14 protein-coding genes and 1 riboswitch are annotated in these 14,631 nt (G+C 65.9%); of the genes, 5 read left to right on the forward strand and 9 right to left on the reverse strand.

The features are described from left to right. The first annotated feature begins 111 nt into the window (after window positions 1-111). Both HL666_RS17620 and HL666_RS17625 read left to right on the forward strand, forming a co-directional pair. Window positions 112-1,626: a caspase family protein gene (locus HL666_RS17620; RefSeq protein ID WP_172182664.1), complete on the forward strand. Its 1,515-nt coding sequence runs from the start codon at window positions 112-114 to the stop codon at window positions 1,624-1,626. 276 nt (window positions 1,627-1,902) lie between these two features. Then, window positions 1,903-3,882 (forward strand): pyrroloquinoline quinone-dependent dehydrogenase, encoded by a 1,980-nt coding sequence (locus HL666_RS17625; protein ID WP_172182666.1) that lies wholly within the window; start codon window positions 1,903-1,905, stop codon window positions 3,880-3,882. Between the two features lie 13 nt (window positions 3,883-3,895). On the opposite strand, the gene HL666_RS17630 is transcribed toward HL666_RS17625, so the two are convergent. Together HL666_RS17630 and HL666_RS17635 are read right to left on the reverse strand one after the other, a co-directional pair. Beyond that, window positions 3,896-4,147 (reverse strand): PilZ domain-containing protein, encoded by a 252-nt coding sequence (locus tag HL666_RS17630; RefSeq protein ID WP_172114368.1) that lies wholly within the window; start codon window positions 4,145-4,147, stop codon window positions 3,896-3,898. A 145-nt stretch (window positions 4,148-4,292) separates the two neighbouring features. Continuing rightward, complete coding sequence (locus HL666_RS17635) at window positions 4,293-4,733, reverse strand: PaaI family thioesterase (RefSeq protein ID WP_172182668.1); 441 nt, start codon at window positions 4,731-4,733, stop codon at window positions 4,293-4,295. 314 nt (window positions 4,734-5,047) lie between these two features. On the opposite strand from HL666_RS17635, the gene HL666_RS17640 reads away from it, so the two are divergent. Together HL666_RS17640 and HL666_RS17645 are read left to right on the forward strand one after the other, a co-directional pair. Then, window positions 5,048-5,344, forward strand: a complete 297-nt coding sequence (locus HL666_RS17640) for a hypothetical protein (RefSeq protein ID WP_172114366.1) — start codon at window positions 5,048-5,050, stop codon at window positions 5,342-5,344. A gap of 94 nt (window positions 5,345-5,438) precedes the next feature. Then, a complete protein-coding gene (locus tag HL666_RS17645; protein ID WP_172114365.1) occupies window positions 5,439-5,693 on the forward strand; it encodes a hypothetical protein in 255 nt (84 codons plus the stop codon). Between the two features lie 7 nt (window positions 5,694-5,700). On the opposite strand, the gene HL666_RS17650 is transcribed toward HL666_RS17645, so the two are convergent. The 4 genes from HL666_RS17650 to HL666_RS17665 all read right to left on the reverse strand — a co-directional run bounded on the left by HL666_RS17650 (window position 5,701) and on the right by HL666_RS17665 (window position 7,976). After that, window positions 5,701-5,838 (reverse strand): hypothetical protein, encoded by a 138-nt coding sequence (locus tag HL666_RS17650; protein WP_172114324.1) that lies wholly within the window; start codon window positions 5,836-5,838, stop codon window positions 5,701-5,703. Between the two features lie 196 nt (window positions 5,839-6,034). After that, window positions 6,035-6,274 (reverse strand): DUF6894 family protein, encoded by a 240-nt coding sequence (locus HL666_RS17655; protein ID WP_015665825.1) that lies wholly within the window; start codon window positions 6,272-6,274, stop codon window positions 6,035-6,037. Window positions 6,275-6,576: 302 nt separating this feature from the next. After that, window positions 6,577-6,834: a hypothetical protein gene (locus HL666_RS17660; protein WP_246739347.1), complete on the reverse strand. Its 258-nt coding sequence runs from the start codon at window positions 6,832-6,834 to the stop codon at window positions 6,577-6,579. Between the two features lie 848 nt (window positions 6,835-7,682). Next, the gene (locus tag HL666_RS17665; RefSeq protein WP_172114426.1) at window positions 7,683-7,976 is read right to left on the reverse strand and encodes a hypothetical protein; all 294 of its coding nucleotides are present in this window, start codon (window positions 7,974-7,976) and stop codon (window positions 7,683-7,685) included. Window positions 7,977-8,453: 477 nt separating this feature from the next. On the opposite strand from HL666_RS17665, the gene recA reads away from it, so the two are divergent. Next, entirely contained in the window at window positions 8,454-9,548 is a 1,095-nt protein-coding gene (gene recA, locus HL666_RS17670) for a recombinase RecA (protein WP_172114364.1), read from the forward strand. Window positions 9,549-9,638: 90 nt separating this feature from the next. On the opposite strand, the gene gcvP is transcribed toward recA, so the two are convergent. From gcvP to gcvT, 3 genes are all read right to left on the reverse strand, one after another. Then, the gene (gene gcvP / locus HL666_RS17675) at window positions 9,639-12,512 is read right to left on the reverse strand and encodes an aminomethyl-transferring glycine dehydrogenase (protein WP_172182670.1); all 2,874 of its coding nucleotides are present in this window, start codon (window positions 12,510-12,512) and stop codon (window positions 9,639-9,641) included. 148 nt (window positions 12,513-12,660) lie between these two features. Then, on the reverse strand, window positions 12,661-13,026 hold the full coding sequence (gcvH, locus tag HL666_RS17680; protein WP_172134542.1) for a glycine cleavage system protein GcvH: 366 nt from the start codon (window positions 13,024-13,026) through the stop codon (window positions 12,661-12,663). A gap of 22 nt (window positions 13,027-13,048) precedes the next feature. Then, window positions 13,049-14,206, reverse strand: coding sequence for a glycine cleavage system aminomethyltransferase GcvT (gene gcvT / locus HL666_RS17685; protein ID WP_172182672.1), 1,158 nt, complete (start codon window positions 14,204-14,206; stop codon window positions 13,049-13,051). A gap of 142 nt (window positions 14,207-14,348) precedes the next feature. Beyond that, window positions 14,349-14,460: riboswitch (glycine riboswitch) on the reverse strand. Window positions 14,461-14,631 lie beyond the last annotated feature (171 nt).

Raw genomic sequence — 14,631 nt, forward strand, 5'->3', positions numbered from 1 at the left:
CCGGCAGCATCTGCCGAGTGGAGCCGACCGTGCGGCATTTGCTCCCGGCAATGAACCGGGCCGCGAACCGGTCCGACCAACGGGCAAGTCACGTGCAGATTGGAGATTGCCATGTTCCGCCACGCCCTCAGGGCCGCCTTGCTGGCCGGCGGCCTGCTAGCCGGATTGTCGCCCGCATTGGCCGAAAGCAGCAGGCTGGCGCTGGTGATCGGGCAGTCGGCCTATCGTGCGGTGACCCCGTTGCCCAATCCGGCGAATGACGCCAACGCGATGGCCAAGATGCTGGCAGAGGCCGGCTTCGAGGTGACCCGGGCCGCCGACTTGTCGCAGCGCGACTTGAACCGCGAGGTCGGCGATTTTGCCGCAAAGATCGCGAGCAAGGGACCGGACACGGTGGCGCTGGTGTTCTATGCCGGCCACGGCCTGCAGATCGATGGCGAGAACTATCTGGTTCCGGTCGACGTCGATCCGCGACGTGAGGCCGACATTCCGCTTCAGGCGGTGCGTCTCAACGATCTTCTGAATACGCTCAACTCCGTGCCCAGCCGGATGCGCATCCTGCTGCTCGACGCCTGCCGCAACAATCCGTTTCCCGCGATCAATCAGAACGCGGGCCGCGGTCTCGCGCTGGTCGACACCAAGACCGGCGCGCCGGGCACCTTCCTGTCGTACTCGACCTCGCCCGGGGCGGAAGCCGAGGACGGCACCGGTGCCAACAGCCCATACACCACGGCCCTGCTACAGGCCGCGCGGGAGCCGGGCCTGCCGATCGAGCAGGCGTTCAAGCGGGTGCGCGTGGCAGTGAACAAGGTCACCGAAGGCCGCCAGACGCCCTGGGATTCATCGTCGCTGACGGAGGATTTTCGCTTCGTCGTCCCGGCAGATGCGAGCGCTGCCAATGCCGGCCCGCGGCCGGTGATTGCCAAGCGCAGCGTCGACGAATGGAAGCGCAGCCTGCAGGGCAAGCCGATCGAAGCCGCCAACGAGATCATCGTCGGCGACGGCAGCGTCGAAGCTTATGAGGCGTTCGTGGCCCTCTACACCGCGCCGCCCTACGGTCCGCAGGCGCGGGAATGGCTCGACCTCCACAACAGGATGGCGGCCTGGAACGAGGCGGTGCTGATCAACACGGTCGCCGCCTATCAAGGGTTTCTCGCGACCTATCCGGACAGCGATCTGACCCCGACCGCACGCAAGCTGATCGAGCGGCTGCGCAATCGGCCGGTGGTGGCGCCGGTCGTGGCGGCCGTCAATGCGGCGATCCCTGCCGCGGCCCCGGCGAGCCCCCCGGTCGTGCCGGCGGCCGCCACCGCAGGTCCCACCTGTCCGTGCTCGCAGACGCCGCCGCCGGCCCGCAAATCGGAGACGCCGAAGCGGGTCGAGGAGAAGCCGGCCCGGAAGCGCGACAATGATCCGCCCAGGCGCGCCAGCCGGACGCCTCGCCGCGATCCTGGCGATGACGTCGTGGTCTACGCGCCGCCGTCTCCTACGCGCGACTATTATGGTCCTCCGGTGCGCGTGGCGCCGCCGGTCAGTGTCGGGATCGGCGTCGGCGGGGGCTATCGTGGAGGCGGCTATGGTCGGGCTCCTCAGAGCTATCCGACGCGGCGCGGCTACGGTTACTGAAGCTCATCGACCCCCACGTCATCGAAGTGGCCGTCCGCAGGGGCGGCCGCTTCCATCTAGAGAAAGCTCCGTCCGGTCGTCCCTGGCGTCCGCCCTCCGCCATTGCGTTCAACCACTCGTCCCGCATCGGCTGCCAACTGTCCCATTCGACTGGATTTGCCCATGGGAGATGCTCTCATGGCTCACGCGTTGCTTCGGAGGCAGATTGCGGGGGAGGCGGAGGGGATGTCGTTGCGTCAATGTGGCGTTTGGGCGGCCGTCATCTGGAGCCAGCTGATGGGGGGGCCGGCCCATGGCTGGGAGCATTGGGGCGGCGACGCCGGCGGGACGCGGTTCTCGCCGCTGGCGCAGATCACGCCGGCGAACGTCGATCGGCTGGTGCCAGCCTGGGACTATCACACCGGTGATCTCCAGAGTCGGCCGCCGGCAGCAGCGCTTCGTACCAAGTTCGAGGCGACGCCGATCCTGGTCGAGGACAGCCTGGTGTTCTGCACCCCGTTCAACGAGGTCGTCGCGCTCGACCCCGGCACCGGCGTGCCGAGCTGGCGCTTCGATCCCAAGGTCGGCGACGGACGGCGTCCGGCCAATCGCTATGCCTGCCGCGGCGTCGCGCATTGGATCGACGCGCAGGCGCCGGCCGATGCGGCATGCCGCAGCCGGCTGTTCATGGGCACGGTCGATGCCCGATTGATCGCGCTGGACGCGCGGACCGGACGTCCCTGCGCCGGCTTCGGAGCCGATGGCGAAGTGCGGATCGACGTCGCCAGGGACCTGCTGTGGCCGGGAGAATTCCAGATCACGTCGGCACCGGTGGTTGGTCGTGGTGTCGTGGTGGTCGGCTCATCGATCGGCGACAATGTGCGGGTCGATGCGCCCCGAGGCACCGTGCGCGGCTTCGATGCGCGCAGCGGCGAGCTGCGCTGGAGCTTCGATCCGCTGATCCATGACGGCATCGTTGCCGGCCATGCCAATGTCTGGGCGCCGATGTCGGTCGACGAGCAGCGCGGCCTGGTCTTCCTTCCGACGTCCTCGCCCAGTCCGGATTTCTTCGGCGGCGCGCGCCCAGGCGACAATCGCCATTCCGATTCCGTCATCGCATTGCGGCTCGAGACCGGCGCGCCCGCCTGGTCGTTCCAGACCACGCATCACGACGTCTGGGACTATGACCTGCCGGCGCAGCCGACGCTGGCGCGGATCGAGACCGGGCAGGGCATGCGTGACGTCGTGATGCAGCCGACCAAGCAGGGTTTCGTGTTCGTGCTCGATCGCGACACCGGTCTGCCGATCTGGCCGGTCGAGGAGCGTGACGTGCCGCAAGGCGCGGTCGAGGGCGAGCATCTCTCTCCGACGCAGCCATTTCCGACGCACGTGCCGCCGCTGCTGGAGCAGCGTTTCGCACCGGCGGACATCTTCCGCATGTTGCCGCGCGTCGTGGACTCCTCCTGCGACGATCAGCTCGCGGGTCTGCGCAACGACGGCCTCTACACGCCGCCGACGACGCAAGGCACGCTGCTCTATCCGATGACCGGCGGCGGCGTGAACTGGGGCGGAGCGGCGTTCGATCCCGTCCACCGGATCCTCTATGCCAATGTCAGCCGCGCCGTTCACATCGTGAGGCTGATCCCGCGCGCCGAGGCTGACCATTTGACACCGCCGCGCGGCGTCGATTTCGGACTGCAACGCGGCGCGCCGTTCGCGGTGACGCGCGCGATTGCGATGTCCAGGCTCGGCCTGTTGTGCAATCGGCCGCCCTGGGGCGAGATGGTCGCGGTCGATCTCGAGGCCGGGAAAATCCTGTGGCGCGCGACGGTCGGGACCACGGAGGATCGTGCGCCGCTCGGGCTTGCGTTCAAATGGGGGACGCCGCTCGTCAACGGTGTCGCCGTGACGGCGGGCGGACTGGTCTTCACCGGCGCGATGGATGCCTATCTGCGCGCCTTCGATGCCGGCACGGGGCGAGAGCTGTGGCAGGGCCGGCTGCCGGCGCCGGGCGTCGCCAATCCCATGACCTATGAGTGGAAGGGCGAGCAATATATGGTGATCGCAGCCGGCGGCCATTCCGAGGCCGGCACATCGCTGGGCGACAGTGTCGTGGCATTCCGGCTGGCGCGGGCGGGCGAGGCGCCGTCTTGGTGGTCGCGAACGATCGACAGGCCTGGCGGACGGTTCGCCGGCGGTGCCCTCACGGCGAGCCTGGTGATGGCGGTGCTTGTCTCGGCCGGCTGGCGATGGCGGCTGCGGAGGCGGCGGCTCTAGCCGCCGGATCCGCTCAATCGAAGGCCACGCCGATCCGCTTGTCGTGGCTCCACACCGCGTGACAACGCCGCGTGAACTTGTCCGACGGGATCACCAGCGTGAACGCCTCGGGCAGGCCGACCGGGCTCACCACCTCGACCCGCGCACCCGTGTCGGACATGTTGCGGACCATGCAATCGACCGCGCCGCCGCCGTCGAACGCCAGCCTGCCCTGCTTGAGCACCCGATGCCGGGGTGCGATCCGCTTCTCATCCGTCTCGCTCATGGCCGTAACCCGATGCCGGCTGACGCCGCCTTTCGTGTCAAAAGCGCGTAAAATAAATCAGGCCCGGGTTTCATTGAGATAAATCCGGCCCGCGAAGGCCGGACCGTCGTCTTTACGTTTCATTAAGTTTCCGGAGCCACCCTTATCAGAGCATCGCGAAGGCGCTCGACACCATCGCCACCGGCTTGCCGTCGGCTGCGCTCGTCAGCGTGACTCGGCCGAAGCTCATGGTCCGCCCCATCCGAACGACACGTGCATCCGCGATCACGTCGGCGGAGGCGACGGCGCGCATGAAATGCGTGGTCTGGTCGACGGTGGTCATGGGCCGGTAGCCGCCGCTTGCCGTCACCATGGCGATCACCATCGCGGTGTCGGCAAAGGCCATCAAAGCCTGGCCGCAGACCACGCCGTTGTCACGACACAGGCGTGAGGTGAACGGCATCCGCAGGATGGCCCCGGGCTCGCCCAGCGCCGATGGGGCGATGTCCTCGACCGCCAGAGCGAGATCCTTGATCCAGGGTGCGAACACGTCATCCAGGATGCGTCGCGCCTGATCGAGGGTGAAATCCGGGGCGTCGTTCGGCACGGGCGGGGTCCTCCGAGGTGTTGTCGCCGGTACGCTCCGGCGCGCAGGCGGGAGTGGTCGGCCGATGGCCGCAGGCAGGCCGGCGGCTTGAAAAGGCCGGAGTTGAAATTCTATGATGAATGCCGGTGCGGCGACAGGTCCGGCAAGACGGCTGCAACGGGCCGGGTGTTCGCCTTACGTTGGCATCCCCAGACCGGCATCCCGAGTCCGGCATTCCCAGGTTTGGCCTGCGCAGACTTGGCTTGCGCTGACCTGCGCGGACTTGGCGAAGGACGAGGCAATGGTATAAGGCGGCTTATACCGGGGAGTAACCAATGAAGAAGCTGATCGTGACGATGACGGTCGCCTTGCTGACCGGCTGGGCCGTTCCGGCGATGGCGCAGATGCCGAACATCAATCTTCTCGCGGATGGTCCGTCCAAGACCCCCGAGGAGAAGGAGGCGGAGGCCGCGCGTGACAAGGCCTACAAGGACACCATGCGCAAGATCCCGGATGCCAAGACAAGCTCCGACCCCTGGGGCAATGTGCGCGCTGCGGAACAGCCGAAGACGACCCCTCCTGTGAAGACCACGGCGGCCAAGAAGCCGAAATCCGGCGCCAGCACCAACTGAAGCGCTTCAGCGGGCCAGACCCCTATCCTCCGGACTCGGATTCCACGCAGTCTCGTCTATATTGACGAGGTTGCAGCGTGTCGGGAGTTCATCGATGGGGTTGCGCCCGCGGGACATCGCCAGCCGGATGGCGGCCCGGCGCCGGAACGGCGACGGCCGCGAGGGCTACGTGCGCGATGGTTACGTGCGCGACACGTTCACCCTGCCGCGCGAGGAAGCGCGTGCCAAGGCGCGCGACTATCTGAGCCGCTACCCCAAGGCCGGCTATATGAGCGCCGTCGAAAGCTGGCGTGAGCTTCCCGATGGCGCCATCGAGTTCACGATGCGGCGATTGCCAAGCGCGGACTAGGCGCCGCTCATTCGCGCTCGCCGAGCAGCTTGCGGGTGTCGCGATTGATGAAGTGAAGCCGGGTGCAGGCCTTGCAAACCACGGTTTCGTAAGCGCATGCGGGGTCGCCTGGCTTCGGCTCTTCCAGCCAATGCTGCACGTTCATCCCGGTCCGCGGACATTTGAAGATCAGATTACCCATACAAGTTTAAGTGTCTGCCAGGAGCGCAACTGGCTACTTGATTTGGATCAAGGACGCCTGCCGAAATGGCAGGCATTTGCAACAACTTGCACAGCTTTTGGTTGTTGATTGTCGCAGTCGCCATGCAGGGTCGGCGCGACGCGCGGACCGCAAGCCGCCGTCACGCCTGATCGAGCGACTCGGCGACGATGCGGATGCGAAAGACCGGCTGCCGCGTCTCGTCGAGCAGCTCCATTTGCCACTCGGAATTTTCGGCGAGCTTGCGCGAGATGCTGCTGGCCATGTCGGCGCACACAGTCGTCATCTCTTTCCAGGCTGCATTGCGATCGGCACACTCGGTGCCGTACTCGGACGCGCCTGAGAAGTGGCCGTTACGGATACGAAAGAAATAGAGCGGCATTGCCAAAACCGGTGAGCCCTGACCGCCCCAGGCCGCTGGGTTTGATGAACGCAGCGTAAATGGAAGCGGAAACGCCCTGTGGATCAATTCCGGTAAAATACGGTCGCCAGTGGCGCCGCTCGCGATGGCCGCGAAGTGTCGTCGCTACGAAAGCGCGTGGCGTGGCGATCCCCGAGCCACCCGCGACGAATGAGCCTCGGATCGCCGCGATCCGAGGCTCGGGTCAACGTCGGAGCTTCCCGGCAGGGCAGTTCGGCAATGACAGAATCAATCTACTTCGTTACGCGCACGCTCACCTTGCGTCACATCAAGGTTGCAGGGCGAATGCGCGCCCTTTCGAGGGCGCGCATTGTTCGCGCGTCGAAGATCCGCTCCGGCACGACCATGAGACGGTAGACGACCTCCGTCGCGCCATCGACGGTTTCGAGCAGCGCGTCGCAGGCCGGGCAGCGGCGGTCTCCCGCAGCCCCTCGCTGCGAATGAAGCTCGATGCGCTGGAGGCCGGCTCTGCAGCAACGGCAGGTGAGATCATCGCGTGTCATCGGCATGATGATGCGCAACGGACGCGATCCGTTCCATTCGGGTGCGACAAAACGACAGTTGCGCTGCTGATCAGTCGCCACGCGGGGCGCGCAACGTCAAAGGCCCCGGACGCGGTCCGGGGCCTTCTTTCGGCGCGGATGGTTTCAGGGCCGTGCGCCTACAGGTGACAGAGCCTGCAGCCGTTGCTGGCAGATGGCATTCGAGGGTGACGGCACATCACGCGCCAGTATCAGCTTATGACATTCGCCAACCGTCATCGAAAACGAACAAACAAATTCGGGGCTGATCAATTCGTTGCGACGCCCGATGACCTGAATTTGGTATCACAACCAAAAGTTTATGACAATGCCCGTGGTTTGACGGTCACCCGGCCGCATATCGCGTAATCTCCATCACGTCCGGTCCGGGCGGCAGGGGTTGTCGCCCTCTGATTGTGTCGCGCATGCGGGGAACGGAAGCGCCGTTTCATCCTGGACGAGTTGCTCGTGCCGATGGAGTTCCTGTTGCCTGCCATGACCGCATGCACCGGCAACTCCAGGGCCCGCGGTATGATGATCAACAGATAAAGAATGCGGATCGTGTTGTCCGTGTCGATGATGTCGGCAGACCCGCAATCAATCATCGTCTTCGTGGTGCGCGAGAGGCCAGCTGCGGCCGCGATCCTGCTGTGGAACTTGCTGCGACCGAGTGAGGTCGCGCGAGATCGAAGGATCGGCGAGCGTGTCGCTGCACGAAATCAGTGCGCGTGCTCATGTGATGAGCCGAACAAAAGTAGAAGGGTTGGGGGAACTTCGTTCTCGTCAGGAGAACCACGGAGCGTGCGGTCTACGCACGCGTGCAGAAGTCTGTTTGTTTATCGTCTGCTTCAAGGAAAAGTTTTGACGAGCGCGATCGGCCCGACGATGGCGGCATTGAAGTCCGCGAGATGCTCGCTCGGAATCCAGTACTCGAGGTGGCCGCGCCCGCCGGCCTCGTGCACCGCGTAGCGATCGAGAAAATCTCGCCGCACCTCGAAACGCAGCACATGACCGCTGCCGCTGGCCGGCACGTTCCAGTCGCGCGCGATCTTCACCGCGTAGTCCTCGGTCAGCACGGGATAGAAGATGGGCTGTTCGGGCAGGCGCGGCGGAAATGCGCGCATGCCCGACGCTTCGATCAGCGCGAGTTCCTTGGGGCCGACGGGCCGCCACAGCGTAACGGTGGGCGCGGAATTGCTGTTCGACATGCGATGGGCGGGCGATGCGAGTTGCTGCGAGTTCAGGAGGAAGCAAACCATGAGCCGGATCGCAAGCTCCATGACGAATACAATTCTTGGTTGAATTCCGGTTCGTCGCAGTCGAGGGAAGCGAGGCTGGATCGTGGGGAGGGCCGGGTCGCAATCGGTGCCCCGGGTCGCGACTCGGCACGTCTGTCGCGATTTGCCTCGATCGCGCACCCGGATCCTGCGCAGTCGTCGCTCCGGCTTGCGATCGGCCGCCGATGCGACCGGGCCTCTTGTGGCCGTCTGCGAACAGTTGGAAAGCGCGCAAGAACATATTGCGAACAAAGAACAGATGGAGTACATTCACCTCAAGATTGCTGGCCGACCTCGTTAACCGTTTGTCCATCCCGCGAATCCCCGCCATAAGGAGCGCCAATGTCCGCCACCGCCCTGCGTATCGTCGAAGGTTCCTCCATGGATAAGAGTAAGGCGCTCTCCGCAGCGCTGTCCCAGATCGAGCGCCAGTTCGGCAAGGGCTCGGTGATGAAGCTGGGCAAGAACGATCGCTCGATGGATGTCGAGACGGTGTCGAGCGGCTCGCTCGGGCTCGACATCGCGCTCGGCATCGGCGGTCTGCCGAAGGGGCGCATCGTCGAGATCTACGGGCCAGAATCCTCGGGCAAGACCACGTTGGCGCTGCACACGGTGGCGGAAGCGCAGAAGAAGGGCGGCATCTGCGCCTTCATCGATGCCGAGCATGCGCTCGATCCGGTCTATGCGCGCAAGCTGGGCGTCAACATCGACGAGCTCCTGATCTCGCAGCCGGATACGGGCGAGCAGGCGCTGGAGATCTGCGACACCTTGGTGCGTTCCGGTGCGGTCGACGTGCTGGTCGTCGACTCCGTGGCGGCGCTGGTGCCCAAGGCCGAGCTTGAGGGCGAGATGGGCGAGTCGCTGCCGGGGCTGCAGGCCCGCCTGATGAGCCAGGCGCTGCGCAAGCTGACGGCATCGATCAACAAGTCCAACACGATGGTGATCTTCATCAACCAGATCCGCATGAAGATCGGTGTGATGTATGGCTCGCCGGAGACGACCACCGGCGGCAATGCGCTGAAATTCTATGCTTCGGTGCGCCTCGACATCCGCCGCATCGGCGCGATCAAGGAGCGCGACGAGGTGATCGGCAATTCCACCCGCGTAAAGGTGGTGAAGAACAAGCTGGCGCCGCCGTTCAAGCAGGTCGAGTTCGACATCATGTACGGCGAGGGCGTGTCCAAGATGGGCGAGATCCTCGATCTCGGCGTCAAGGCCGGCATCGTCGAGAAGTCCGGCGCCTGGTTCTCCTACGATAGCCAGCGTCTCGGGCAGGGACGTGAGAATTCGAAATCGTTCCTCAAGGCCAATCCGGACATGACCGCCAAGATCGAAGCCGCGATCCGCCAGAACTCCGGCCTGATCGCCGAGCAGATCCTGGCCGGCAACGCCGAGCGCGATGCCGACGGCGATGGCGAGGAGCCGGCGGAGGAATAGGCCTGCAGGTCACGTCGACGGGAAAACGCAACGGGCGCCTGTCGATCGACTTGGCGCCCGTTGTCGTTCTCGTCCGCTATTGGCGGCAGATTACTCCGCCGCCTGCGCGTAATCTTCGACTGGCGGGCACGAGCACACCAGGTTGCGGTCGCCATAGACGTTGTCGACGCGGCCGACCGGACACCAGTATTTGTCGGTGCGCGAAGTGCCCTCCGGGAAGCAGCCTTCGCTGCGCCGATAGGCCCTGGTCCAATCGTCTTCGGCGATGTCGTGCACCGTGTGCGGCGCGTGACGCAGTGGCGAGGCCTCGATATTGAAGCGGCCCTGCTCGACCTCGGCGATCTCCTTGCGGATCGCGATCATGGCGTCGCAGAAGCGGTCGAGCTCGGCCTTGGATTCCGATTCGGTCGGCTCGATCATCAAGGTGCCGGCGACCGGGAAGCTCATCGTCGGCGCATGGAAGCCGTAGTCGATGAGGCGCTTGGCGATGTCGTCGACGGTGACGCCGCTGGTCTGCTTGAGCGGCCTGGGATCGATGATGCATTCATGCGCGACGCGGCCGCGCTCGTTGCGGTACAGCACCGGGAAATGCGGATCGAGCCGGGCCGCGACGTAGTTGGCGTTGAGGATCGCGATCTCGGTGGCGTGCGTCAGGCCCTCGCCGCCCATCAGCAGCATATAAATGTAGGAGATGGTCAGGATCGAGGCCGAGCCGTAGGGTGCGGCCGACACCGGACCGACCGGATGCGCGCGGGCGCCGTCGGTCGCGGGATGACCGGGCAGGAAGGGCGCCAGATGCGCCTTGACCCCGATCGGGCCCATGCCAGGGCCGCCGCCGCCATGCGGGATGCAGAACGTCTTGTGCAGGTTGAAATGACTGACATCGGCGCCATAGTCGCCGGGGCGGGCGAGCCCGACCTGTGCGTTGAGGTTGGCGCCGTCGAGATAGACCTGGCCGCCATGGGCATGGACGATGTCGCAGATGTCCCGGATGTGCTCCTCGAACACGCCGTGCGTCGAGGGATAGGTGATCATGATCGCCGCGAGCTTGGCGCTGTGCATCTGCGCCTTGGCCTTGAGGTCGGCGAGATCGACATTGCCGTTGGTATCGCAGCCGACCACGACGACCTCCATGCCGACCATATGCGCGGAGGCCGGGTTGGTGCCGTGGGCAGAGGAGGGGATCAGGCAGATCGTGCGGTGGCTCTCGCCACGCGCGGCATGATAGCCGCGGATGGCCAGAAGTCCGGCATATTCGCCCTGCGCGCCGGAGTTCGGCTGCAGCGACACCGTGTCATAGCCGGAGATGCGGCACAGCCAGTCCGTCAGATCGGCGAACATCGCGTGATAGCCGGCCGCCTGGGCGCGCGGCGCGAACGGATGCAGGCTGGAAAATTCCGGCCAGGTCAGCGGAATCATCTCGGTGGTCGCGTTCAGCTTCATCGTGCAGGAGCCGAGCGGGATCATCGCGCGGTCGAGTGCGAGGTCGCGGTCGGCAAGCTTGCGCAGATAGCGCAGCATCTCGGTCTCGGAGCGATGTGCGTGGAACACCGGATGCGTCAGGTAGGGCCGCTGCCGCTTCAGCTCGGCCGGGACGGCGTCGCGCGCCTCGGCCTCGATCGCGGCGTAGGACAGCTCGCCACCGAAGGCGCGCCACACGGCTTCGACGACATCGGGCGTCGTGGTCTCGTCGAGCGCGATCCGCAGCCGGCTGCCGTCGCGGCCGAGATTGATCCGCTCGCCTACAGCGCGGGCGATGATCGAATCCGACGTGGCGCCAGCCTCGACGGTGATCGTATCGAAGAAGCTGTCACTTGCCGGAGCAAAGCCGAGCTTGCGCAGACCCGCCGCCAGCACTGCAGCGCGGCGATGCACATTGCGGGCGATCGCCTTCAACCCTTCAGGGCCGTGATAGACCGCGTACATCGCGGCGATCACCGCCAGCAGCACCTGCGCGGTGCAGATGTTCGACGTCGCCTTCTCGCGGCGGATATGCTGCTCGCGGGTCTGCAGCGCCAGCCGATAGGCGGGGGCTCCGCGCGAATCGACGGACAGTCCGACGATGCGGCCGGGCAGCGAGCGCTTCAGCGCATCGCGTACCGCCATATAGGCGGCATGCGGACCGCCATAGCCCATCGGCACGCCGAAGCGCTGCGCCGAGCCGATCGCGATGTCGGCGCCGAGCTCGCCCGGAGCCGCGATCAAGGTCAGCGCCAGCAGGTCGGCGGCGAGGATCGCCAGCGCACCCCTGTCGTGCAGCTTGGCAATGGCGGTGCGCGGATCGCGCAATGCGCCGGTCGTGTCGGGATATTGCAGCAGGCCGCCGAACACCTCGGCGCCCTCGAGATCCTTCGCCGGATCGCCGACGATCAGCTGCCAGCCCAGCGGTTCGGCGCGGGTGCGCAGCACCGCCAGAGTCTGCGGGTGCACATTCTGGTCGACAAAGAACGCCTTGGTCTTCGCCCGTGCCGACCGTTCGGCCAGCGCCATCGCCTCGGCCGCCGCGGTGCCCTCGTCGAGCAGCGAAGCGTTGGCGACGTCGAGCCCGGTGAGGTCGCAGATCATGGTCTGGAAGTTGAACAGCGCCTCCAGCCGGCCCTGGCTGATCTCGGGCTGGTAGGGCGTGTAGGCCGTGTACCAGGCCGGGTTCTCCAGGATGTTGCGCTGGATCACCGCCGGCATGATCGTGCCGGAATAGCCCTGGCCAATCAGCGAGGTGAAGACTTGGTTCTGCGCCGCCAGCGCGCGCATGTGCGACAGCGCCTCGGTCTCGCTCAGGGCGGGGCCGATGTCGAGCGGGGCGGACTGCCGGATCGTTCCGGGCAGGGTCTGCGCCATCAGCTCCGCGACGCTCTTTGCGTTCACGGTCTCCAGCATCGCCGCGACGTCACGCGGCGAGGGACCGATATGGCGGCGGGCGAAGCTGGCGGCGGCATCATCGAGCGGCTTGAGCGGCGTGGTCATGAGCAATCCTCTATGCCTCGTCATGCCCCGCGAAGGCGGGGCATCCAGTAAACGTTGCTGTCGAGATCAAGCGGAGGGGGCGCGGCGTACTGGATCGCCCGGTCGAGCCGGGCGATGACAGTGGTGGGTGTTGCCGCACCGCCTTGTCTCACGCCGTGTGCGCCTTGTACGCCGCCTCATCCATCAGGCCGCCGAGCTCGGCCTTGTCGGCGATCTTGAGCTTGAAGAACCAGGCCTTGCCGTCGGCATCGGTGTTGACCAGCGCGGGCTCGTCGACGATGGCCTGGTTGACCTCGACCACCTCGCCGGTGATCGGCGCGTAGACATCGGAGGCGGCCTTGACCGATTCGACCACGGCGGCGGCCTCGGTCTTCTTCAGCGCGCGGCCGACCTGCGGCAGCTCCACGAACACGACGTCGCCGAGCTGTGCCTGCGCGTAGTCGGTGATGCCGATGGTGGCGACATCGCCCTCGATGCTGAGCCATTCATGGTCGGAGGTGTAGAGCGTGGTCATGGACGTCCTTCAGCGCTTATGGTCAACGTTTGTAGGTGTTGGGAACGAAAGGCGTAGCGGCGACGCGCAGCGGCAGCCGCTGGCCGCGCACATCCGCGAACAGCTGTGTGTCCAGCGCGGCGAGGGCGGTCGGCACGTAGCCCATCGCGACCGGCGCATTCAGCGTGGGACCAAAGCCGCCGGAGGTGACCTTGCCGACCGGCTCCGACGCGTCGGCGGTCGCGAACAGCGTCGCGCCCTCGCGCACTGGTGCGCGACCCTCCGGCCTCAGGCCGACGCGGCGCCGGGCTGCGCCGGCGTCGAACTGCGGCAGGATCTTCGCGGCGCCCGGGAAACCGCCGGCGCGCGCGCCGCCGCTGCGGCGGATCTTCTGCACCGACCATTCCAGCGCGGCCTCCACCGGCGTCGTCGTGGTGTCGATGTCGTGGCCGTACAGACAAAGCCCGGCCTCGAGCCGCAGGCTGTCGCGCGCGCCGAGCCCGATCGGCAGCACGTCCTTGTCGGACAACAGCGCCTCGGCGAGCTGCTCGGCCTTGTCGGCAGGCACAGAAATCTCGTAGCCGTCCTCGCCGGTGTAGCCGGAGCGCGAGACGTAGCAGGTAATCCCGTCGACCATGCGCGGTCCCGAATCCATGAACCGCATCGCCCCGGCGTCTGCACAGAATTTCGCCAGTACGCTCACGGCCTTCGGCCCCTGCAGCGCCAGCAGCGCGCGGTCGATCAGCGGCTGCACCTCGCAGACGTCGGAGAGCCCGTCGCGCAGCAGCTGGATGTCGGCGTCCTTGCAGGCCGCGTTGACGACCAGCACGAGGTGCTCGCCGAAATTCGCCACCATCAGGTCGTCGAGGATGCCGCCCTCGGCAGTGGTGAACTGGGCGTAGCGCTGCCGGCCCGCGGGGATGCCGATGATGTCCTGCGGCACCAGCCGCTCCAGCGCCGCGGCGGCGTCGACGGCAGTGCCGGATTTCGGCACAAGCGCGACTTGGCCCATGTGGGAGACGTCGAACAGCCCCGCCGCAGCGCGGGTATGGAGGTGCTCCTTGAGCACGCCGGGCGCGTATTGGACGGGCATCTCATAGCCCGCGAACGGCACCATCTTGCCACCGAGGCTCACATGCAGCGCATGCAGCGGCGTTCGCTTTAAAGAGGAAGAAGAAGTTGCAGCAGCCGGTTCAGCCATCAGGGGTCCTCGCGCGGTTCCTCGGGACCAGTCCCGAAAAACGCTACCGAAGCCCCATCTGTCGCTGTGCCTGAGAGTATTATCCCGTCGGCGGACGCCTCCCGGGATCAGGCCCGGCCAGCGTCTCTTTCCAGATGCAGTTGAAGTCGCGAGGGTCCTTTTGCCTGAGAGTTTCCGGGGCGGTTGCTCCTTCGGCGCCGGCCCTCGAAGTTCAACCAGAACCTCAGAAGACCGGTCTCTCCCGACGCGACTGTCGTCAGTACTGGCGACAAAACACCAGCCCGCGGGAGCTGTCAACGCGTCACCATGGCTTTCAACCAGCTTTAGGAGCCGTGCAGCAACCCCATGATGTTTCTGCACAGTTTCTGGACACGCGATAGTCCCTTGTCTAAAAGCATTCCCGCAGAATTCCCGGACTTCTTCGA

Source organism: Bradyrhizobium aeschynomenes (genome assembly GCF_013178945.1).
Lineage (GTDB): Bacteria > Pseudomonadota > Alphaproteobacteria > Rhizobiales > Xanthobacteraceae > Bradyrhizobium > Bradyrhizobium aeschynomenes.

Coding starts and splice junctions, on each gene's coding strand:
- recA (WP_172114364.1), top strand. CDS start 8,454: ATGTCCGCCACCGCCCTGCGTATCGTCGAAGGTTCCTCCATGGATAAG.
- HL666_RS17630 (WP_172114368.1), bottom strand. CDS start 4,147: ATGAGCGAGACGGATGAGAAGCGGATCGCACCCCGGCATCGGGTGCTC.
- HL666_RS17625 (WP_172182666.1), top strand. CDS start 1,903: ATGGGGGGGCCGGCCCATGGCTGGGAGCATTGGGGCGGCGACGCCGGC.
- HL666_RS17655 (WP_015665825.1), bottom strand. CDS start 6,274: ATGCCGCTCTATTTCTTTCGTATCCGTAACGGCCACTTCTCAGGCGCG.
- HL666_RS17620 (WP_172182664.1), top strand. CDS start 112: ATGTTCCGCCACGCCCTCAGGGCCGCCTTGCTGGCCGGCGGCCTGCTA.
- HL666_RS17640 (WP_172114366.1), top strand. CDS start 5,048: ATGAAGAAGCTGATCGTGACGATGACGGTCGCCTTGCTGACCGGCTGG.
- gcvT (WP_172182672.1), bottom strand. CDS start 14,206: ATGGCTGAACCGGCTGCTGCAACTTCTTCTTCCTCTTTAAAGCGAACG.
- gcvH (WP_172134542.1), bottom strand. CDS start 13,026: ATGACCACGCTCTACACCTCCGACCATGAATGGCTCAGCATCGAGGGC.
- gcvP (WP_172182670.1), bottom strand. CDS start 12,512: ATGACCACGCCGCTCAAGCCGCTCGATGATGCCGCCGCCAGCTTCGCC.
- HL666_RS17650 (WP_172114324.1), bottom strand. CDS start 5,838: ATGAACGTGCAGCATTGGCTGGAAGAGCCGAAGCCAGGCGACCCCGCA.
- HL666_RS17645 (WP_172114365.1), top strand. CDS start 5,439: ATGGGGTTGCGCCCGCGGGACATCGCCAGCCGGATGGCGGCCCGGCGC.